Annotated in this window: 20 protein-coding genes; 4 read left to right on the top strand and 16 right to left on the bottom strand. The window is 68.0% G+C overall.

Features of this window, described 5'->3' with window-relative positions:
* The first annotated feature begins 46 nt into the window (after positions 1-46).
* Positions 47-1,717: an ATP-binding protein gene (locus ASD38_RS17975; RefSeq protein WP_235523877.1), complete on the top strand. Its 1,671-nt coding sequence runs from the start codon at positions 47-49 to the stop codon at positions 1,715-1,717.
* On the opposite strand, the gene lpxB is transcribed toward ASD38_RS17975, so the two are convergent.
* From lpxB to rpsB, 15 genes are all read right to left on the bottom strand, one after another.
* Positions 1,714-2,913, bottom strand: a complete 1,200-nt coding sequence (lpxB, locus tag ASD38_RS17980) for a lipid-A-disaccharide synthase (RefSeq protein ID WP_056462132.1) — start codon at positions 2,911-2,913, stop codon at positions 1,714-1,716. The genes ASD38_RS17975 and lpxB overlap by 4 nt on opposite strands.
* On the bottom strand, positions 2,910-3,752 hold the full coding sequence (gene lpxI, locus ASD38_RS17985) for a UDP-2,3-diacylglucosamine diphosphatase (RefSeq protein ID WP_056462135.1): 843 nt from the start codon (positions 3,750-3,752) through the stop codon (positions 2,910-2,912). The genes lpxB and lpxI overlap by 4 nt, the downstream gene beginning before the upstream one ends.
* Positions 3,753-3,761: 9 nt before the next feature.
* A complete protein-coding gene (gene lpxA / locus ASD38_RS17990; protein ID WP_056446738.1) occupies positions 3,762-4,556 on the bottom strand; it encodes an acyl-ACP--UDP-N-acetylglucosamine O-acyltransferase in 795 nt (264 codons plus the stop codon).
* Positions 4,553-5,029, bottom strand: a complete 477-nt coding sequence (fabZ, locus tag ASD38_RS17995) for a 3-hydroxyacyl-ACP dehydratase FabZ (RefSeq protein ID WP_056446736.1) — start codon at positions 5,027-5,029, stop codon at positions 4,553-4,555. Before fabZ ends, lpxA begins: the two co-directional genes overlap by 4 nt.
* Positions 5,026-6,051 carry a UDP-3-O-(3-hydroxymyristoyl)glucosamine N-acyltransferase gene (gene lpxD / locus ASD38_RS18000; protein ID WP_056462138.1) on the bottom strand — a complete coding sequence of 342 codons (1,026 nt, stop codon included), beginning with the start codon at positions 6,049-6,051 and terminating at the stop codon, positions 5,026-5,028. The genes fabZ and lpxD overlap by 4 nt, the downstream gene beginning before the upstream one ends.
* A 46-nt stretch (positions 6,052-6,097) precedes the next feature.
* Positions 6,098-6,739 carry an OmpH family outer membrane protein gene (locus ASD38_RS18005; protein WP_056446727.1) on the bottom strand — a complete coding sequence of 214 codons (642 nt, stop codon included), beginning with the start codon at positions 6,737-6,739 and terminating at the stop codon, positions 6,098-6,100.
* Between the two features lie 5 nt (positions 6,740-6,744).
* Positions 6,745-9,102, bottom strand: a complete 2,358-nt coding sequence (gene bamA / locus ASD38_RS18010) for an outer membrane protein assembly factor BamA (protein ID WP_056446721.1) — start codon at positions 9,100-9,102, stop codon at positions 6,745-6,747.
* Between the two features lie 16 nt (positions 9,103-9,118).
* Positions 9,119-10,303 (bottom strand): M50 family metallopeptidase, encoded by a 1,185-nt coding sequence (locus ASD38_RS18015; RefSeq protein WP_235523878.1) that lies wholly within the window; start codon positions 10,301-10,303, stop codon positions 9,119-9,121.
* Positions 10,304-10,344: 41 nt separating this feature from the next.
* The gene (locus ASD38_RS18020; protein ID WP_056446717.1) at positions 10,345-11,553 is read right to left on the bottom strand and encodes a 1-deoxy-D-xylulose-5-phosphate reductoisomerase; all 1,209 of its coding nucleotides are present in this window, start codon (positions 11,551-11,553) and stop codon (positions 10,345-10,347) included.
* A 17-nt stretch (positions 11,554-11,570) separates the two neighbouring features.
* Positions 11,571-12,419: a phosphatidate cytidylyltransferase gene (locus ASD38_RS18025; protein ID WP_056446713.1), complete on the bottom strand. Its 849-nt coding sequence runs from the start codon at positions 12,417-12,419 to the stop codon at positions 11,571-11,573.
* On the bottom strand, positions 12,397-13,176 hold the full coding sequence (uppS, locus tag ASD38_RS18030) for a polyprenyl diphosphate synthase (protein WP_056462144.1): 780 nt from the start codon (positions 13,174-13,176) through the stop codon (positions 12,397-12,399). Before uppS ends, ASD38_RS18025 begins: the two co-directional genes overlap by 23 nt.
* Before the next feature lie 44 nt (positions 13,177-13,220).
* Positions 13,221-13,787, bottom strand: a complete 567-nt coding sequence (gene frr, locus ASD38_RS18035) for a ribosome recycling factor (RefSeq protein ID WP_056446706.1) — start codon at positions 13,785-13,787, stop codon at positions 13,221-13,223.
* A gap of 25 nt (positions 13,788-13,812) precedes the next feature.
* Positions 13,813-14,550 (bottom strand): UMP kinase, encoded by a 738-nt coding sequence (gene pyrH / locus ASD38_RS18040; protein ID WP_056446703.1) that lies wholly within the window; start codon positions 14,548-14,550, stop codon positions 13,813-13,815.
* Positions 14,551-14,760: 210 nt separating this feature from the next.
* Positions 14,761-15,699 (bottom strand): translation elongation factor Ts, encoded by a 939-nt coding sequence (gene tsf / locus ASD38_RS18045; protein WP_056446700.1) that lies wholly within the window; start codon positions 15,697-15,699, stop codon positions 14,761-14,763.
* A gap of 157 nt (positions 15,700-15,856) precedes the next feature.
* Positions 15,857-16,744 (bottom strand): 30S ribosomal protein S2, encoded by an 888-nt coding sequence (rpsB, locus tag ASD38_RS18050; protein ID WP_056446697.1) that lies wholly within the window; start codon positions 16,742-16,744, stop codon positions 15,857-15,859.
* A gap of 333 nt (positions 16,745-17,077) precedes the next feature.
* Here rpsB and ASD38_RS18055 point away from each other — a divergent pair, with 333 nt between their 5' ends.
* Both ASD38_RS18055 and ASD38_RS18060 read left to right on the top strand, forming a co-directional pair.
* Positions 17,078-17,728 (top strand): haloacid dehalogenase-like hydrolase, encoded by a 651-nt coding sequence (locus ASD38_RS18055; RefSeq protein ID WP_056462148.1) that lies wholly within the window; start codon positions 17,078-17,080, stop codon positions 17,726-17,728.
* A gap of 229 nt (positions 17,729-17,957) precedes the next feature.
* A complete protein-coding gene (locus ASD38_RS18060; RefSeq protein WP_056462151.1) occupies positions 17,958-19,748 on the top strand; it encodes a methyl-accepting chemotaxis protein in 1,791 nt (596 codons plus the stop codon).
* 283 nt (positions 19,749-20,031) lie between these two features.
* On the opposite strand, the gene ASD38_RS18065 is transcribed toward ASD38_RS18060, so the two are convergent.
* Positions 20,032-20,382: a GFA family protein gene (locus ASD38_RS18065; RefSeq protein ID WP_056462154.1), complete on the bottom strand. Its 351-nt coding sequence runs from the start codon at positions 20,380-20,382 to the stop codon at positions 20,032-20,034.
* 298 nt (positions 20,383-20,680) lie between these two features.
* On the opposite strand from ASD38_RS18065, the gene ASD38_RS18070 reads away from it, so the two are divergent.
* On the top strand, positions 20,681-21,175 hold the full coding sequence (locus ASD38_RS18070) for an AAA family ATPase (RefSeq protein WP_056446685.1): 495 nt from the start codon (positions 20,681-20,683) through the stop codon (positions 21,173-21,175).
* Positions 21,176-21,216: the final 41 nt, after the last annotated feature.

Consider the following 21,216-nt stretch of genomic DNA (forward strand, 5'->3'; position numbering starts at 1 on the left):
GGACATCACGGCGCATCGGCGCCGTGACCTGAAGACCATTTTTCCGATGTCGCTCCTGGCCGCCGCCGGCTCGGTCCTCTGGCTGGATCCGCGCCTGGTCCTGGGCTGGTTGGCGATCGTCGGGCTGTTCATGCTGCTGAACCAGGCCCTGGGCCTGTGGATCGACCGCACGGCCGCTCCGAGCGCGGGCCAGGAATGGATCTATGCCGGGGTCACCTTCGTCTACACCTGCGTCTACGGCCTGCTGCCGCTGGCCATGGCCGTCGAGGGCGGCCGAGCCGCCGCCGTGGCCGGCGCGGCCATGCTGGGCGCGATCGCGCTGAGCAGCACCGCGGAGTTTCCGATCTCGCGCCGCATCGGCGCGGCCTCGTTGATGGCCGTTCTTCTGACCGCCTGCCTGGCCCTGGCGCGCCCGGCCGGCGCCGAGAGCGGCGGCCAGTCCGTGGTCGCCTTCATCGCCGCGGCCGCCTTCCTGGCCTATGTCCTGCTGGCCGCCTTGCATCGCGCCGCCACAGAGCGGGACCTGGTCCAGGCCCTGGCCGCCGCTCGCGAGAAGGAAGCCGAGGCCGCCGCCGCCAACGCCGCCAAGAGCACCTTCCTGGCCACCATGAGTCACGAGATCCGCACGCCCCTGAACGGCGTCCTGGGCATGCTCCAGGTGATGCAGGCCGAAGAGATGAGCGACGCCCAACGCGAGCGGCTCGCGCTCGTCCGCAAGTCCGGTGAGGGCCTGACGGCGATCCTCAACGACGTGCTGGACCTGTCGAAGATCGAGGCGGGCCGCCTTGAGATCGACACCGTGGCTTTCGACCTGCCGGAGCTGTTGATCGGCTGCCACCACGCCTTTTCGGTGCTGGCCGTGCAGAAGGGCCTTCGCTACACCCTGACCCTCGCGCCCGAGGTGCGGGGGCTCTATCACGGCGATCCCCTCCGGCTGCGGCAAGTGGTCGGCAACCTGCTGTCCAACGCCGCCAAGTTCACCAACACCGGCGCGATCGATCTTTCGGCCCGCATCGACGGCGAGACACTGGAGATCGCGGTCGCCGACACCGGCGTCGGCGTGGCGCCGGGCGACCTGGACCGGCTGTTCGGCAAGTTCAGCCAACTGGACGCCTCCAGCACCCGCCGCCATGGCGGAACGGGCCTTGGCCTGGCGATCTGCCGGGACCTCTGCGCGCTGATGGGCGGCGAGATCACCGTGTCCAGCGCCGTCGACCATGGTTCGACCTTCGCCATCCGCCTGCCCGCCGACCGACTGAGCCCCGCGCCCGAGGTCGAGGCGAAGGCCCAGGCCGCGCCCGCCGCGCTGATCCGCGCAACGCTGAGGGTGCTGGCCGCCGAGGACAACCAGGTCAACCAGTTGGTGCTCAAGGCGATCCTCGGCCAGGCGGGGATCAGCCCGCGTCTGGTCGCCAACGGGGCCGAGGCCGTGGAGGCCTGGCGCGAAGGCGGCTGGGACTTGGTGCTGATGGACGTGCACATGCCGGTGATGGACGGCGTGGCCGCCATGCAGGAGATCCGCCGCCAGGAAGCCGGAGCACGGACCCGAACCCCGATCATCGCCCTGACCGCCAACGCCATGAGCCATCAGGTCGAGGCGCTGCTGGCCGAGGGCTTCGACGACCATGTCGCCAAGCCGATCGACGTGGCGATGTTGTTCCTGGCCATCGAGCGGGCCGCGGCCCCGGCGGCCGACCCGACCCTGGCGGACGCCTAGCTCCCCCCGCCGCGCGCCCTCAGGAAGTCCAGCAGGGCCGAAGCCGCCGCTTCCGAAGGGTCGGGCATGCCCCGCCCCATCCGGTCCAGGGCGGCGCTCTGGGCGGCGATCTGGGCCCCGCGCAGGGACGGGTCGTCCAGCCGCTTGGCGACCTCGGCGGCCAGGGCCTGGCCGGTGCAGGCGTCCTGCAGCAGCTCGGGCGCGACCGTGTCATGGGCGGCGATGTTGAACAGGGTCACCCAGCGCGGTTTGAACATCATCTTCAGCAGGGCGTAGGTGGACGCGCCGGTCACATAGCCGACCACCACCGGGCAACCGGCCAGGGCCAGTTCGGTGGTCACCGTGCCGCTGCAGGCCAGGGCGACCGTTCCGGCCACCATGGCGTCGTCCTTCAGCGCCTCGTCCTCGACGACATGGGCCCGGAACGGCCAGGCCGCGACCCGCGCCTTGACGGCCTGGGCCACCGTCGAGGCGGCGGGCACGACCACGTGCAGGCCCGGCCGTTCGGCCTTCAGGCGGCGCACGGCGTCCTCGAACCTCGGCATGACCCGCTCGATCTCGGACGGGCGGCTGCCGGGCAGCACAAGCAGGATCGGCTCGTCCGGCCCCGCGCCGATCGCGGCGCGCAGCCTGGCCGGGTCGGCGTGGCTGAAATCGTGGGCCAGGGCGGAATTGCCGACGAAGACGCTGGGCAGGCCGACGGCGTCGAAGAACGGCTTGTCCATCGGCTGGATCGACAGCAGCAGGTCCACCGCCCCGGCCAGGTCCTTGGCGCGGCTGGCGTGGTAGGCCCAGACCTGAGGGGCGACGTACTTGACCAGCGGCAGGCGCGGGTCCTGCTTGCGCAGCGCCTTGGCCAGCCGGATGTTGAAGCCCCAGCTGTCGATCAGCACGGCCACGTCGGGCTTTTCGCGGGCCGCCAGGGCCAGGGTGTCCTTCAGCCGGGCCATGGCGCGCGGATAGGCCTTCAGGCTCTCCACGATGCCCAGGATGGACAGCTGGGCGATGTCGAACGGGCTCTGGACGCCCTCGGCCGCCATCTTGGCGCCGCCGACGCCGACGAAGCGCACCTTGTCGCCGCCCAGTCGATCGCGCAGCACGTGGGCCAGCTTCGCGCCCAGGGCGTCGCCCGAGGCCTCGGCCGCCACCAGCATCACGGTCAGCGGCCCGGGCTTCGAGAGACTTTCGGGACTCATGCGTCGGCCCGTGGTTCGACTCCGTACACGAACAGGCCCAGGTCGTCGGCGCAGGCGATGACCTGCTCGCGGTCGACGATCAGCAGGCGTCCGGCCTCGCCGACCACGCCGGCCAGACCAGCGCGGGCCGCGCGCTGCACGGTGGCCACGCCGATCGTGGGCAGATCGACCTTGGTCTCCTGGATCGGCTTGGGCGCCTTGGCCAGCACGCCGCGCGGGGCCTCGGCGTTGCCGCGAATAGCCTGCGGCAGGTCGGCCACCCGCCGCAGCATGGCGTCCGTGCCCTCCTGGGCCTCGACGGCCAGCACCAGGCCGTCGCAGACCACGGCGCCCTGCCCCACGTCCAGCGCGCCGATGGCCCGCGCCACGTACAGGGCGCGGTCCATGTCGGCGATGTGGCTGTCCTTCGGCGCATGCTTGCCCAGGGCGCCGCGTGGCAGGGTCATCTCGCCCCGCACTTCATGGGCGCCCTCGATCGCGAAGCCTTCCTTCTCGAACTCGGCCAGCAGGCGGCGCAGCAGGGCGTCGTCGCCCTTGCGGGCGGCGTTGACCAGGCCCGGGATGACCGTCAGGCCGCGCAGGTCCGGCTTGATGGCCGCGAAGTCGGGCCGATCGACGACGCCGGCGAAGCACACCGCCTCGCAGCCCTCGGCCCGCAGCGCCTTGAACACCTTGCCGAACTCGCCCAGTCCGACCTCGATCCCCGGATAGCGGGCCAGGACCGGCTGGGCGAACGAGCGCAGGCGCATCACCGCGAACGGCCGACCGGCCGCCTCGCAGTGTTGCGCCAGCTCCACCGGCAGGGATCCGCCTCCGGCGATCAGACCAAGCTTGCGCATGGCCCTCCCCTAGACCTCGCGCTCGGGCAGGCACAGCGGCCTGTTGCCCTCGGCGCGAATGAAGTCGACGATCTCCATCACCTCGGGCGTGTCGGCATGGGCCTCGGTCACGTCGTCCAGGCGCTCCTGGAAGGTGCCTTCGTCGGCGAACAGCAGACGGTAGGCGGCGCGCAGGGCGTTGATCGCCTCGCGGCTGAAGCCGCGGCGCTTGAGGCCCACCAGGTTCAGCCCCTCCAGGTGGGCGTGGTTGCCCCACACCGAGCCGTAGGGAATGATGTCCTTGGTCACCACTCCGCCGCCGCCGACGAACGCATAGCGGCCGATGCGGGTGAACTGGTGGACGGCGCACAGCCCGCCCATGAACACGAAATCGCCGACCTGCACGTGTCCGCCCAGGGTGGCGCTGTTGGCGAAGGTCACGCGGTCGCCGATCACGCAGTCATGGGCGACGTGGGCCCCGACCATGTAGAGGCTGTCGGAGCCGACCGTGGTGACCCCGCCGCCACCCGTCGTGCCGGTGTGCATGGTGACGTGCTCGCGAATGATGTTGCGCTCGCCGATCACCAGCCGGGTGTCCTCGCCCTTGTGAGCCAGGTGCTGCGGCGCGCCGCCCAGCACCGCGAACGGATGGACGATGGTGCCGGCCCCGATCTGGGTCGCGCCCTCGATCACCACGTGCGAGACCAGCCGCACGCCGTCGCCCAGCCGAACCTTGGGGCCCACGGTGCAGAACGCGCCGATCTCGACGTCCTGGCCCAATTGCGCGCCGGGCGAAACGATGGCGGTCGGATGGATCTGGGTCATGCCTTGGGCGTCTCCACCACCATGGCCGCGAACTCGGCCTCGGCCGCGACCTTGTCGCCGACCTTGGCCACGCCCTTGAACTTGAAGATGCTCGATCGGGCGCGGACCACCTCGACTTCCATGCGGATCACGTCGCCCGGCCGCACGGGATTGCGGAAGCGGACGTTGTCGACCGACATGAAGAAGATGGTCTTGCCGTCGGTGTCGACCTCGAGCGACTTGCTCATCAGCACCGCGCCGGTCTGGGCCAGGGCCTCGATGATCAGCACGCCGGGCATCACCGGATTGCCCGGGAAGTGGCCCTGGAAGAACGGCTCGTTGATCGTCACGCACTTGATGCCGACGATCGACTGGTGGGCGCGATAGGCCTCGGCCCGGTCGACCAGCAGGAACGGATAGCGGTGCGGGATGCGGTTCAGAATCTCGGCGATGTCGATATTGGCCAGAGGCTCTTCGGTCTTGGATTGGCTCATTCTGGCCCCTTGGTTCCCCGGCCGCCCGCCTTGCGCGACAGCCATGCGGTCTCGCGGAGCCACCGCTTGAGCGGTCGCGCCGGAAACCCAGTCCATGTTTCGCCGGCCGGCACGTCCTTGAACACCGACGCCGAGGCGCCGATCTGGGCGCCCGCGCCGACCGTCAGGTGGTCGGCCACGCCGGCCTTGCCGCCGAACGCGACCCCGTCGCCCACCACCGTGCTGCCGGAAACGCCCGTGAAGGCGGCGGCGACGCAGTTGCGGCCGAGCCGGACGTTGTGGGCGACATGGACGAGATTGTCGATCTTGGTGTTCTCGCCGATCATCGTATCGCCAAAGGCGCCTCGATCCACGCAGCTGTTGGCGCCGATCGTCACCCCGTCCTGCAGGATCACCCGCCCCAGCTGCGGCAGGTCGACGACGCCCCTGGGCCCGCCGGCCGCGCCGAAGCCCGGTTCGCCGATCACCGCCCCGGCGTGGATCGACACGCGGTCGCCGATCAGGGCGAAGCCGATTACCGCGTTGGCGCCGATCCGGCAGTCGCGGCCGACGGCCACGCCGGGTCCGATCACCACGCCGGGCGCCAGATAGGTCCCGCGGCCGATTCGGGCTCCCGGCCCGATGACCACGCTGGGAGACAGCCTGACGCCCTCCTCCAGCGTGCTGTCGGGATGGACGGGCTGCACCGAGCCGTCATGCCGGCGCGGCGCGTGCAGGCGCTCGGCGGCCGCGGCCCATGAGACCTGCGGATGGCTCGTCAGCAGCAGGATGCAGCCGGCCGGAGCCTGGGCCGCGTGTTCGGGCCGCAGAAAGCAGGCCGCGCCCTTCAGGCCGGCCAGATCGGCCAGGCGCTTGGGATCGGAAAGGAAGGTGACGGCGCCCGCCCCGGCGCTCTCGAGGGGAGCGACGTGCGAGATCAGGTGATGGCCCTCGGCCGGATCGGCCAGCCGAGCATCGCTCAGACTGGCCAATTCCGTGAGGGTCGCCGGACCCAGGTCTTCGAAAAAGCGCGGGTCCGGCATCGGTCCTCTCGGGAGCAGCCCGGGCGTCATGCCCGAGCCGGCTCGATTACGGCTTCTTGGGAGTCGGTTGGAGAGCTTGAGCCCCCGGAGCCGCTTGGTCCAGACGTTCGCGATCGAAGGTCAGGGTCTTGATGCGGGCGTCCACGGCGGTCACGACGGCGTCGGTGATGTCCATGGCCGGATTGCCCAGCAGAACCGACTCGCGCTCGATCAGGATCGAGCAGGTCTTGGCCTGATAGGCCTGACGGATCGCCGGGTCCAGCTCTTGGTAGACGCGGGCCAGTTGCTTCTGCTCGGTGGCCTCGACTTCGCGCTGGCGCTGCTGGCCCTTACGCTGCCAGGCGTTGGCGCGCACTTGCAGGGCGGCGGCCTGTTGTTCCAGGGCGCTTTGGTCGAGGGTGGCCTTCTTGGCGTCCAGGGCCTTGGCGTCGTTGTCCAGGCTGGTGCGCTCGGCGGTCAGCTCGGCGTTGACCTGGGCGATGATGGCCTTCAGGCGGGCGTCGACGGCCTTGCCGACCTGCGAGGTCGCCACGGCGCGCTGGCTCGAGAAGATGCAGACGCCGGCGATCGGGGCGCCGTGAGAGATCGGCGGCGCGGCGGCGGGCGGCGCGGCCTGGGCGAAGGCGCCCGACGCCGTGGCGAGGGCGGCCAGACCCGAAACGGTCGCGGCGAGGAACTTGGAAGTCATGTTCGTTAAAACCTTGTGGAGGTGGAGAACCGGAAGGTTTCGGTCCTGTCGTAGTCTTCTTTAGCGAGAATGTGGCTGAAATCGAACCGGATGGGACCCATGGGGGACTTCCAGTCGATGCTCAGACCGGCCGTGGCCCGCAGGCCCAGGCCGTCCTTGATGTTCGGGTTGATAGTGCCGTCCGAGTTCAGACGATCGACGTCGTCCAGCTGGCCGGCCGTACCAAAGTCGGTGAACACCGCGGCCTTGATGCCGTACTGTTCGGGCAGGAAGGTCGGAACCGTCAGCTCGAACGTGCCGATCGCGTAAAGCTTGGCGCCCAGGGCGCTGCTCTGCGTCGTCGTGTCGCGCGGACCGATGCCTGCGATCTCGAAGCCGCGGAACGTCGAACCGCCCTTGTAGAAGCGGTCGTTGATGCGGATGTTGTCGCCGCCCCAACCTTCGATATAGCCCGCCGAACCGGTGGCGCTGAAGATGAAGTCCTTGTTGAAGCCCCAGTACCAACCGCCGTCGGTCTCGGTCCTCAGATACTTCACGTCGCCGCCGAAGCCGGCCAGGTCCTGGTTCAGGTCGGCGAACCAGCCGCGGGTCGGCTGCAGCGGGTCGTTGCGCTTGTCGATCCGCATGCCGTAGCCGAACAGCGAGGTGACGTAGGACCCGCGCTGCAGGCAGAGAATGTCGGACACCGAACCGCTGGCGCAGAGGCTGTCCTCGACGCTCACCTTGTCCTGGCGGAGCTGGTAGCGAAGGCTCATCGAAGCGTTCTGGGTCAGCGGGAAGCCCAGGCGCAGCGTGCCGCCGGTCGACTGGGTGTCATAGGCGGCGTAGTCGCTCAGGTCGTAGCGGTAGGAGTACAGATCCAGGCCCGCGCGCAGGTCGCGGCCCAGGAAGCGCGGCTCGGTGAAGCCGAAGTCGATCTGCTGGCGCAGCGAACCGACCGAGACGCGGGCCCGCAGGTTCTGGCCGCGGCCGCGGAAGTTGCGTTCGGTGATGCCGACATCCAGAACCAGCTTGTCGACCGAGCTGTAGCCGGCGCTGAACGACAGTTCGCCGGTCGGCTGTTCCTCGGTCTTGACCCGCAGGGTCGTGCGGTCGGGCCGGTCGCTCGGCACTTCCTCGATGTCGACGTCCTTGAAGAAGCCGAGCGAACGGACGCGGTTCTTGGAGCGGTCAACCAGAACGCGGTTGTAGGCGTCGCCTTCGGCCACTTCGAGTTCGCGACGCACGACGTAGTCGAGCGTGCGGGTGTTGCCGACGATGTCGATCCGATCGACATAGACCCGCGGCCCTTCACGCACCGAGAACACGACGTCGACGGTGTTGTTCTCGTGGTTGGGCACGTAGCGCGGACGCACGTCCACGAAGGCGAAGCCGGCCGCGCCCGCCGCGAAGGTCAGGGCGTCGGTGGCCTGCTCGATCTTCTCGTCTTCGTACAGCTGGCCGGCGCGGATCGGCAGGATCTGGGCCAGCAGGTCGCCGTTCAGCTTCTTCAGCTCGGTTTCGACGGTGATCTTGCCGAACTTGTACTTGGGGCCTTCGTCGATCGTGTAGGTGACCGCGAAGCCGTTCTTGTCGGTGGCCAGCTCGGCGACCGAGGCCACGACGCGGAAGTCGAAATAGCCGCGGTTGCGATAGAACTTGCGCAGCTGCTCGCGGTCGTACTCGATCCGGTCAGGGTCGTAGTTGTCGTTGCTGGTCAGGAATTTGTACCAGTGCGACTCCTTGGTGACGATGACGTCCTTCAGGTCGTTGTCCGAGAATTCCTTGTTGCCCAGGAAGGTGACGCCCAGCACGCCGCTCTTGGGGCCTTCGCTGATCTCGAACACCAGGTCGACGCGCTTTTGCGGCAGTTCGACCACCTTCGGCGTCACGGTCGCCGAGATGCGGCCCGAACGGCGATAGAGCTCGATGATGCGCTGGACGTCGGCCTGGACCTTGGAGCGGGTGAAGATGCCGCGCGGACGGATCTGCACCTCGTCCTTCAGCTTGTCTTCCTTCAGCGCCGAGTTCCCCTCGAAGACCACCTGGTTGATGATCGGGTTCTCGACGACCTTGATGATCAGGTCGCCGCCTTGCAGCTCGATCTTCACGTCGGCGAACAGCTCGGTGCGCGCCAGGGTCTTCAGCGCCAGGTCGAGGCGCTGGGGATCGACCGTCTCGCCCGGCTGGATCGGCAGGTAGGACAGCACGGTCCCCTGCTCGATCCGCTCGTTGCCCTGCACCACGATGCGCTGGACCACGCCCGTCTGGGCCTGGGCGAAGGCGATCTGCGGCGCGGTCAGCGCCGTGGAACCGAGGAGGAGCGCAACGCCGGTGGCGAACGCGGCGCTATGGGCGCGAATTTTGTTCATGGGACCAATCATGGACGGACGGCGCGGTTCACGAGAACAGGCCGCCAATGAATTTGAACACGTCGTAGCGGTGAAGGTCGTTCCAGGCCGCGAACAGCATGAAACCAAGGATCAAGGCAAGCCCCGCTCTGAAGCCAGCCGCCTGAAACTCGGCCTTCAGCGGCCGCTTGGCGATCGCCTCGTAGGCGTACATCACCAGGTGACCGCCATCGAGAACCGGGATGGGCAGAAGATTCATGAAGCCGATGCTGACCGACAAGGTCGCCACCATGATCATCTGGCCGACGAAGAAACGCAGCAGCAGGGTCTCGAAATTGGGCGCGTCGACCGTCGTGGCGTTGGCCATGGCGCCGACCGCGTGGCCGATGCCGATCACGCCGCTGATCTGGTCGGCCGAGATCTGCCCGGTGACCAGACGTCCCAGATAGAAGCCGATGGTGCCGATCTGGTCCCAGACCTCGACCGTGGCGTCGGGAATGGCGCGCCAGACGCTCGAGCGATAGTGATAGGACGGACTGCGGTTCTCGATGCTCAGCCGGCCGACCTTCATCCGGCCGTTGATCTTGTCGACGATCTCGACCTGAACCGGGGTCGCGACAAGATGCAGGGTCTGATCGCCGCGCTTGACCGTGAAATCGATCGGCAAGCCCGACCGCAGGATGACGTAGCGGCCCACGTCCTCGAAATTCTTGATTCTACGGCCGTCGGCCTTGGTGATCAGATCACCGGGCTTGAAGCCCGCGGCGGCGGCGGCGCCGTCGGCGGGCACCCGATCGACCGTCGCGGGATGGCGGTATTCGCCCAGCGTCATCATCAGCGCGGCGAACAGGACGATCGCCAGCACGAAATTGGCCATCGGCCCGGCCACGGCGATGAACGCGCGCTGCCAGACAGGCTTGAAATGGTAGTAGCGGGAAACGGCCGCCTCGCCCTCGCGCGCGGCGATCTCGCTCTTGAGGATCGCCAGGTCGCCGCCGTCCGGCACGCTGGCGGCGTTGTCGTCGCCGGAGAACCGGACGTAGCCGCCCAGGGGAATCGAGGCGATCCGCCATTCGACGCCGGTCTTGTCCCGCCACGACACGATCTTGGGGCCAAAGCCGATCGAGAAGCAGTCGATGGCCACGCCGCAGGCTCGCGCGGCCAGGAAATGGCCGAGTTCATGCACTGTCACCACGATGGACAGCACGAACACGAACGCGATGAGGCCCGTCAAAAACCCGATCATAAGGTGGCGCCTAACTCCCCGGTCAGTCTCTAGATACGCTTCTGGCCGACAACCTCGGCCGCAATACGGCGGGCCGAAGCGTCAGTCATCATCGCGCTGTCGAGGGCGTCGCCGGCGCTGTCGGCGAGCTCGCCTAGGCCGTTCATGCGCTCAAGAGTCCCCGCCACCGCGCCGGCAATATCCAGAAAGCCGATCTGGCGGTCAAGGAAGGCCGCGACAGCCACCTCGTTGGCGGCGTTCATCGCCGCCGGCGCGCCCCCGCCCAGGCGCAGCGCTTCACGGGCGATGGCGATCGACGGGAAGCGTTCCAGGTCCGGCGCTTCGAAGGTCAATTGGGCGTAGGCGGCCAGATCCAGGGGCTTGGCGGGCCACGAAAGCCGCTGGGGCCAGGAGAAGGCGCAGGAGATCGGGCTGCGCATGTCCGGCGGGCCCAGCTGGGCCAGGGTCGAGCCGTCGGCGTATTCGACCAGGCTGTGGATCACGGACTGCGGGTGGATCACCACCTCGATGCGGTCCTGCGGGGTCTCGAACAGGTAGGACGCCTCGATCATCTCGAGGCCCTTGTTCATCATCGTCGCGGAATCGACCGAAATCTTGGCGCCCATCGACCAATTCGGGTGGGCCACCGCCTGTTCCGGCGTGGCCTTGGCCATGGCGGCCTTGTCCCAGGTGCGGAAAGGTCCGCCCGACGCCGTCAGGATCAGGCGCGATACCTGGTCGAGACAATCGCGCTGCAACACCTGAAAGATCGCCGAGTGCTCGGAATCGACGGGAATCACCGAACCGCCGGCCGCGCGGGCGATGGCCAGCAGGGCCGGACCGGCGCAGACCAGGCTTTCCTTGTTGGCCAGGGCGATGACCGCGCCCGAGCGGGCCGCGGCCAGCGTCGGGGCCAGGCCCGCCGCGCCGACGATGGCCGACATCACCCAGTCCGCGCCCATGGCGGCGGCTTCGGAAACCGCGGCGGGACCGGCGGCGGCCCGCACGCCCGAGCCGGCCAGGCGTTCGCGCAGCTCCGGCAGGCAGGTCTCGTCGTCGATCACCGCGACCTGGGGCTTCCACCGCAGGGCCTGCTCGGCCAGTTTCTCGACATTGCGGCCGGCCGTCAGGGCCAGGATTTCGACCGCGACGCCGGCCTGTTCGAACAGGTCCAGCGTCGAAACGCCGATGGACCCCGTCGACCCCAGCACCACGACCTTGCGGGCCCCGGCCTTGGGGGCCCCGACCTTGGGACGCATGGCCTCGCGAACAGGGGTCAAGGCAACAGTCCCCGTTGGTCGAGGAGCCGCGCGGCGGCGACCACGATCGCCGCGAACATCAGGCCGTCGACACGGTCCAGCATGCCGCCGTGGCCTGGGATCAGGTCGCCCGAATCCTTCACGCCGAACCGGCGCTTGAGCATCGATTCCCAGAGGTCGCCGGTCATGGTGGCCAGGCCGCCCAGCAGGCCGATCGCCGCGGCGACGGGCCAGGCCAGGTGCAGGTCGGGCAAGGCGGGCAGCGCCCGTGACAGGGCCACGATGCCGATCGCGCCCAGCGAGGCGGCGACCAGGCCGCCGAAAAAGCCCGACCAGGTCTTGTTGGGCGAATAGCGCGGCCACAGCTTCGGGCCCTTCAGGAGACTGCCGACCGCGAAGGCGAAGATGTCGGCGAACCAGGTCGCCGTGAACAGCAGCAGGGTCCAGCTGAGGCCCGCGTCCATGCGGCGCAGCCAGATCATCGCGATGACGGCCGGGGCGATGTAGATCACGCCATAGGCGGCGTCGGCCCGGCGCTCCACCGCGCCGCGCGCCATCAGGGCCGCGGTCAGGGCGCCGGCGATCACCACGGGCCAGGTAATGTAGTAGTGGCCGAGATAGGCGACGATCACCGAGATCGCCACGGCCGCGCCGATCGCCACCGCCACGCCGAGCGCCGAACGGCGGGCGCTCATCTCGGCCCACTCGCGGGCGAGGAGCGCGACGCCGACCAGGATCAATCCCAGGTACCAGACGTCGCCGAACCAGACGGCGGCCACGACCGTGGGCACCAGCACCGTGGCCGAGGCGACACGGATCCGCAGGTTGCTCCAGTTGAAACGTTTAGCCGGCGACGGCGACGTCATCGACGGCGATACCTCCATAGCGACGGTCGCGGCTGCGATATTCCGTCAACGCGGCGGCCAGGTGTTCGGGCCCGTAGTCCGGCCACAGAACGTCCTGATACACGAGTTCGGCGTAGGCGCATTCCCAAAGCAGAAAATTCGAGATCCGATGCTCGCCGCTGGTGCGCACGATAAGGTCCGGGGCAGGCGCGCCGGCGGTGGACAGATGCTGTTCGAACAACGCCTCGTCCAGATCGGCGGCCCGGGCCTCGCCGCGCTCCACCGCCAGGGCGAAGGCGCGCGCGGCGTCGGCGATGTCGGCGCGGCCGCCGTAGTTGAAGGCCACCTGCAGCAGGAAGGCGCTGTTCTTGCTGGTCCGACGCTCGGCCCGGTCGATGACGTCCAGCACGTCGGGCGCCAGACCCGTACGGCGGCCGATGATCCGCACCTTCACGCGTTCGCGGGCCAGGCGCTCGAGGTCGGATTCCAGATAGGCCTTCAGCAGGCCCATCAGTTCCGACACCTCCTGCGGCGGCCGGCTCCAGTTCTCGGTGGAAAAGCCGAACACCGTCATCACGCCCACGCCCAGCGCGGCGGCGCCTTCGACGGTCCGCTTCAGGGCGTTGACCCCGGCGCGATGGCCCAGGACGCGCGGCAGGTTTCGCCGCTTCGCCCAACGGCCGTTGCCGTCCATGATGATGGCCACATGCAGGGACTGGCCCGACTTGGCGCCCCCGGCGCGAGTCGAGACATCCTGCAGGCCGGTCGTCGGCGCCATGCGCTTCAGCCTTCCCTCATCGCCCCCCACAACGCAGGTCGATGCTAAACCTGCATGATCTCTTGTTCTTTGGTTTTCAAGGCCTCGTCGACGCGCTTGATGGCTTCGTCGGTCATCTTCTGGACCTCGGTCTCCATCTTCTTCAGCTCGTCTTCGCTGATGACGGAAGCCTTTTCGGCCTTCTTGAGGTCGTCGTTGGCGTCGCGACGGATGTTGCGGACCGCGACCTTTTGCTGCTCGGCGTACTTGCCGGCCACCTTGACCAGATCCTTGCGGCGCTCTTCGGTCAGCGGCGGGATCGGGATCCGCAGGTTCTGGCCCTCGACCACCGGGTTCAGGCCCAGGCCCGCGTTGCGGATCGCCTTCTCGACCGCGACGACGACGCCCTTGTCCCAGACGTTGACGTTGATCTGGCGCGGTTCCGGCACGCTGATCGAGGCCACCGCGTTCAGCGGGGTCGACGAACCGTAGGCCTCGACCATCACCTGATCGAGCAGGCTGGCGGAGGCGCGGCCCGTGCGGAGGGAGGCGAACTCCTCCTTCAGGGCGACGACGGACTTGTCCATGCGCTCCTTGTAGCGGGACAGGACGGGTTTTTCGGCGGTGGCCATGGCTTGGGCTCTCTTCGCTGGGAATTTAAGCGGCGCGGTCGCCGGAAACGACGGTGTGCGTTCCCCGGCCCTTCAGGACGTTGAGCAGATTGCCGCGCCCCTTGATGGAGAAGACCACGATGGGAATGTTGTTGTCGCGCATCAGGGCCACGGCCGAGGCGTCCATGACCCGCAGGTCCTTGGCCAGCACGTCCATGTAGCTGAGCTTGTCGTAGCGCTTGGCGGCCGGGTCCTTCTTGGGATCGGCGCTGTAGATGCCGTCGACGCTGGTGCCCTTGAACAGGGCGTCGCACTGCATCTCGGCGGCGCGCAGGGCCGCGGCGGTGTCGGTGGTGAAGAACGGGTTGCCGGTGCCGGCCGCGAAGATCACCACCCGGCCCTTTTCCAGGTGACGCTGGGCGCGGCGGCGGATGTAGGGCTCGCAGACCGTGGCCATCGGAATGGCCGACTGCACGCGGGTGGAGACGCCGATGCGCTCCAGGGCGTCCTGCATGGCCAGGGCGTTCATCACCGTGGCCAGCATGCCCATGTAGTCGGCGCTGGAGCGCTCCATGCCCTTGGCCGCGCCGGCCATGCCGCGGAAGATGTTGCCGCCGCCGATCACCAGGCACAGCTCGACGCCCGACTGGACGATCTCCCGGATGTCCTCGGCCACCGATTCGACGGTCTTGGTGTCGATGCCATAGGGCGTGTCGCCCATCAGCACTTCGCCCGAAACCTTCAGAAGCACGCGGCGATAGGGTCTGTGCTGAGGTTCGGACATGCGGAGGCTCTTCCTGAGTCGTCGGGACGCAACATAGAGCGCGTTCCGAAAAAGTGGGATCGGTTTTCCGGGCTGAAACCGGCCAGATCGCGTGCAGACGCGCGACCCGGGCGCAAAAAAGGCGCGGCGCGCGCTCGATGCGCGCCGCGCCTTCGATAGGCGGTCCTGTCCGCCGCCCCGCCCAGTGAGGGATGGGACGGCGAAAAAGACTTAGGCTTGGCCGGCCATGGCGGCGACTTCGGCGGCGAAATCGCCTTCCGGAGCCTTCTCCACGCCTTCACCCAGGGCCAGGCGAACGAAGCCCTTCACGGTGAGCGGCGAGCCCAGTTCCTTGCCGGCCTCGGCGACCAGTTGTTCGACGGTCTGGTCCGGGTTCATGACGAAGGCCTGCTTCAGCAGCACGACTTCTTCCAGGAACTTGCGGATGCGGCCTTCGACCATCTTCTCGACGACGGCCGGGGGCTTGCCCGACTCGAGCGCCTGCGCGGTGAAGATCTGGCGCTCTTTCTCGATGGCGGCCTGGTCCAGGTCGTCCGGCGACAGCGACAGCGGGGCGGTCGCGGCCACGTGCATGGCGATCTTGCGGCCCAGTTCAACGATCTTGGCCTGGTCGCCAGCGCCTTCAATGGCGACGAGCACGGCGATGCGGCCCAGATCCGGGGCCGTCGCGTTGTGGATGTAGGTCGCCACGGCGCCATGAGCCACGGCGAACCTGGCCGAGCGGCGCAGCACCATGTTTTCGCCGATGGTGGCGATCAGATGGGTCAGCAAATCCGACACGACTTCACCGTCGGGCGTGGTGGCCGCGCCGATGGCGTCCACGCCTTCGTTGTCCAGACCGGCCCTGGCGATCTTCCGCACGGCGTTCTGGAACAGTTCGTTGCGCGACAAGAAGTCGGTTTCGGCGTTCACCTCGACGGCGGCGGCGGTCATCCCCGCCCCCTCGGCGCGGACCACGATGCCCACGAGGCCTTCGGCGGCGACGCGGTCGGCCTTCTTGGCGGCCTTGGACAGACCCTTCTCGCGCAGCCAGTCGATGGACGCGTCGATGTCGCCGTTGTTTTCGACCAGCGCCTTCTTGCAGTCCATCATGCCGACGCCCGACTTTTCGCGCAGTTCTTTCACCAGCGCAGCGGTCACTTCAGCCATGAGTTCCTCCATTGAATATCGGAGCGTTGCCCTCCGCGACCGGGTCGCCTTCAGGAAACGCGTGAAACAAAATTACGACCGGGCTTGATAGCCCGGTCGCATGTCAGGTTCACGAAGACCGGATCGGGACCGAAATCCCGATCCGATGATCGGAAAATCAGCTCGCGGCCGGCTCTTCGGCGACGGCTTCGATCGCTTCGGCGGTCGCTTCCTGAGCGGCTTCCGGAGCGGCTTCGACGGCCGGGGCGGCTTCCGGAGCGGCGGCTTCTTCAGCCACCGGTTCCGGGGTCAGTTCGCGAGCCAGGGTCGGCTCGATCGGAGCGACCGAGGCGCCCAGGTCGACGCCCGAGGCGGCTTGGCCGGCGGCCAGGCCGTCCAGGACGGCGTCGGCGATCAGGTCGCAGTACAGCTGCAGGGCGCGAGCGGCGTCGTCGTTGCCCGGGATCGGATAGGTGATGCCGTCCGGATCGCAGTTGGTGTCGAGGATGGCCACGACCGGGATGTTCAGCTTGCGGGCTTCCAGGATCGCGATCGCTTCCTTGTTGGTGTCGATCACGAACATGATGTCGGGGATGCCGCCCATGTCCTTGATGCCGCCCAGCGACAGCTCCAGCTTGTCGCGCTCGCGGGTCAGCTGCAGCAGTTCCTTCTTGGAACGGCCCGAGCCGTCGCCGCCCAGCACGCCTTCGAGTTCGCGCAGACGCGCGATCGAACCCGAGACGGTGCGCCAGTTGGTCAGGGTGCCGCCGAGCCAGCGGTGGTTGACATAGTACTGGGCGCAGCGCTTGGCCGCGGTGGCGACCGGGTCGCTGGCCTGGCGCTTGGTGCCGACGAACAGCACGCGGCCGCCGGCGGCGGCGACTTCACGCACCTTCACCAGGGCCTGGTGCAGGAGCGGAATCGACTGCGACAGGTCGATGATGTGGATGTTCGAACGCGAACCAAAGATGTAGCGGTCCATCTTCGGGTTCCAGCGGTGCGTCTGGTGGCCGAAGTGGGCGCCAGCTTCCAAGAGCTGACGCATGGAGAATTCGGGAAGCGCCATGATAGGTCTCCTTCTTCCGGTTGAACCTCCGTGGACACCCCCGCTCCGACGATTCGGACCGGGACCGGAACGGTAACGACGGGATGTCTCCCCGGCGTCGCCGCACGTCCACGTGTGGAATGGCCGCGCAAATAGGCGGGAACGGACCAAAAAGCAAGCCCTCAGACGCGGGATGGCGCGGGATCGCGCCCTTGACCGGACGCTCTGGAGGCGATTTCGCGCCCTCCCCGCCCTAGAGCCAAAATCGATCTCCGCCGCGTTCTATCCACAGACTGACACATCCTGCCCACAGGCCTGACACAGGACTGACAGGTTCGGACGCTAGGAGAGGCCATGCTCGCGGTCTTCGATCTGGACGGCACTCTGTTGGATGGCGATTCCACGGCGCTCTGGCTGTGGGGCCGGGTTCGCCGCTCCGTTCCCCGACTTCTGGCCGCCCTCCTGGTCGCCCCGGTCGCCATCCCGATGGTGATCGCGCCTCCCACCCGCCGGGCCGGGGCCTCGATCCTGCTGTGGATCGCCACGGCGGGCCTCTCCGAACCCAAGCTGCGCGAGTCCTGCGCCGAGTTCGCCGCGGGCTTCCAGGCCAAGGCCCTGCCCCTGCGCTGGCGCGGACCGGGCATGGCGACGCTCGACGAGCATCTGGCTCATGGCGACGAGGTGGTGGTGGTCACCGCCGCCCCGACCGTCCTGGCCCAGGCCCTGATCGCCCCGCTGGACCGGCCCATCGTCGTGCTGGGCACCTCGCTCAAGCGCCGGGCCGCCGGCTGGGTCGCCGACGTCCACTGCCGCAATCAGCGCAAGTGCCAAGCCCTGGCCGAGGCGGGCCACGGCAAGCGCTGGGCCTATGCCTATACCGACAGCCTCGACGACCTGCCGCTGCTGCGCGCAGCCGACGCGCCGATGATCGTCGGCTGCGGCAAGGCCGCCTCTCGCCGCCTCAGCCGCGCCCGCCTGCCCAACGGACGGGCCATGGCCTGGTAGGGGGCGCTTCGCCGTCATTTCCGTCGTGAGGCGACCGTGATTCACCGTTCGCGACAGGACGGCGCCGAAAGCGGACCAAGCCATGATCAGCGTCGCCACGAAGCAGACATAGGGATTGGCCCGGATACGGACCTTCCAGATACGCGGCTAACTGACGCGGACAACCCAAGCCGAGGTCTCCGTTAAGGCCGTCCATGAGCATCATCGCCGGCAATCAGCGAGGCTCGACATGTTTGGCTCCCTAAAGATAGCCCACAAGCTCCTGGCGGCCTTCGCCGTGCTGGTGACCTTGGTAGCCTTAGTGTGCATCCTGGTCCTGACCGGCGAGCAAACCATCAAGGCCAGGGCGGCCGAGGATCACCGCGACCTGACGCGTGACAGCCTGATGGCCAAAGCCAACGACGCCCTTGTCGAACAACAGAACGCCGTCCGTGGTTATCTGGCGACCAACGATCCGTCATTCCTCAAGCGCTACAACGGCTTCAAGGCCGACTATGCGGCGGCTCTCGATGTCCTTCTCGCCGAGCCTACCGACGGCGGCGACAAGGACCGTTTGACGCGCTTCGCCTCGGCCGTTCGAGCCTTTTCGGACCAGACCGATCTCCAGATCGCCGAGGGCGGCGATCCGACCAAGCTAGAGGCCGCCCGCGCGTCGCTGTTGACCGTAGGACGTCTCACCGCTGTCCGCGAGGTTGGCAAGGAGATCGCCGAACAGTCCAAGGCCGCGCGGCACGAGCGCGAGGCCTCGCTGGCGGCGCTTTATCATTGGGCTGAAATCGGCCTGGGCATTGTCGGCGTGCTGACGATCAGTCTTGCCTGCGCCATGGGCTGGCTTCTGACCCGGGCGATCGCTAACCCTGTCCGCGATATGACCGCCACGATGCGGAGCTTGGCGGCGGGCGACAACTCCGTCGAGGTGCCTGCGGTGGGACGGAGCGATGAGATCGGGCAAATGGCCGATGCAGTGCTGGCCTTCAAGCAATCGGCGATCGACAAGCTGAAGGTGGAGCACAGGGCGGAGGATCAGCGCCAGGCGGCCGAACGCGATCGCGTGATCCATGACGCCGAGCGCGCCGCTCACGCCCGCGAACAGGCCATCGTGGTGGAACATTTGGGTGTGGCGCTAGATCGTCTGGCGGCCGGCGACCTCACCTATCAGATCCAGACCGGATTTCCCGCCACCGCGGCCAAATTGAAGGAAGATTTCAACGCCGCCATCCAGCACCTCAACATCGCGATGGCGGCGATCGACGGCGGCGCGCGCAGCATCCTGGGCGGCTCGTCGGAGATCAGCAAGGCCGCGGATCAGCTTGCCCAACGCACCGAGCGCCAGGCCGCAAGTATCGAACAGACCGCCGCCGCGCTTGAAGAACTCCTGGCGACGGTCCGCCGCTCGGCCGACGGCGCCGCCTCGGCCAAGACCCAGGTTCAGGCCGCGCGCGACGACGCCGAGCGCGGCGGCGCGATCGTCAGCGAGGCGGTGGTCGCCATGAGCGCCATAGAAAAGTCGTCGCACGAAATCGAGCAAATCCTCAGCGCCATCGACGAGATCGCGTTCCAGACCAATCTCCTAGCCCTGAACGCTGGGGTGGAGGCGGCCCGGGCCGGCGACGCTGGACGGGGCTTCGCCGTGGTCGCGCAGGAAGTGCGGGCCCTGGCCCAGCGCTCCGCAGAAGCGGCTAGAGCGATCAAGGGTCTGATGCTGGCTAGTTCCGGCCATGTGGAGAACGGCGTCCTGCTCGTCAACCAGACGGGTGAGGCGCTGCAGCGGATCGTCGGGGGCGTCCGGCAGTCGGCCCAGGTAATGGAGCAGATCGCCGCTTCGGCTCAGGAGCAGTCGCAGGGTCTGGGCGAGGTCAATATCGCCGTCAACCAGATGGATCAGGTCACGCAACAGAACGCTGCGATGGTTGAGGAATCAACTGCCGCCAGTCGCTCGCTAGCCGACGAGGCGCATGAGCTGGCACGCCGCGTGGGGCACTTCACAATCGACGCCGCCGCCGCGCGCTTAGCGGCCTAGAACACCACCTCGGTGCGGTAGTCTAGCCCTAGGATGAAAGGCGGCGGTGAACGCCGCCTAGACGTGGCGCCAGCGGACGGATTTTCGCAAGGTCGCCTTTGGGCCAAGAAGCGACCCGATCATTAGCGACGCCAAGATCCGACATGGGTCGGGAACGGCTATCGGCGCCCCTCCCAAAACCTGAACCGCGGATCATGGCGCGAACCGTCTGTCGGTCGCGGCCGACAGACGTGCTCGTGGCGGGACGGCGGACTTGGGGAACAGGTTTGAAGGTCGATCGGCCCTAGAGCGACTTGCCGTCGAACTGGTGCGGCTCCAGCGCGAAGACGTCGAGGCCGTCCAGGCAGCGGACATTGATCGCCGCCATCTCCGCCCCGTCCGGCCCGACGCCGCGGCCGAAGGATTCGATGCCGCAGATCTGGCAGAACAGGTGCGCGATCTTGTGGGTGTTGAAGCGGTATTCGGTCAGGGCGTCCTGGCCCCGCTTGAGCTCGAAGGCCGACGCCGGCGCGAAGGCCAGCACCGAGCCCAGCTTGCCGCATCGCGAGCAGTTGCAGGTGATCAGCTTGTCCAGCTCGACCTCGACCGTGTAACGCACCGCGCCGCACTGACAGCCGCCTTCGTGTCTGGCCATGGCGTTTGTTCCCTTTCTCGTTTCAACGCGCCCGACGGCGCGTCGCCCTTCAAGTTCAAGACGTCCGCCCCGCGCCGAATCCGACAAGCCCCGTAGCGGCGTCTTCGGCCCGGCGATTGGAGCCCCGCGATCTCGGTGCTAGACACGTCGCCATGACCTTCGCGATCTCCATCGTGGCGCGCCCTTCCCGGCGAATTAAGCGCCCGGCCTGACCCGTCAGGCCGGGTCCAAACCCGATCGCGATCCCCCCTCGAATTCCACGCCAACGACGTCCGCCAGACGTCCGGAAGGTCACATCATGTCCCCGCGGGACGCCACGCTTCACATGCTTTGCGGCAAGATCGCCGCCGGGAAGTCCACCCTGACGGCGCGCCTCGCCGCCGCGCCGCGCACCGTCGCGCTCAGCGAGGATCACTGGCTGGCGCGTCTCTATCCGGGCCAGATCAACAGCGTCGCCGACTATGTCCGCCACGCCGCCCTGCTGCGCGAGGCGATCGCCCCCCACGTCGAGGCCCTGCTGCGCGCGGGCCTGTCGGTGGTTCTGGATTTTCCCGCCAACACCCCGGCCAGCCGGGCCTGGATGCGCGGGATCATCGAACGGTCGGGCGCGCGGCACGTGCTCCATGTCCTCGATGTTCCCGACGACGTCTGCCGGGCCAGGCTGCGGGCGCGCAACGCGGCGGGCCAACACGACTTCGCGGCCAGCGACGCCGAGTTCGACGCCATCACCGCCTATTTCACGCCCCCGGCACAGGACGAGGGTTTCAACATCGTGGTGCTGAAGCCGGAATGACCCCACGCACCGACGGCGCGCGGTCCGCGCCGGGTCGCCTC

It is taken from the genome of Caulobacter sp. Root487D2Y (assembly GCF_001427165.1).
GTDB lineage: Bacteria > Pseudomonadota > Alphaproteobacteria > Caulobacterales > Caulobacteraceae > Caulobacter.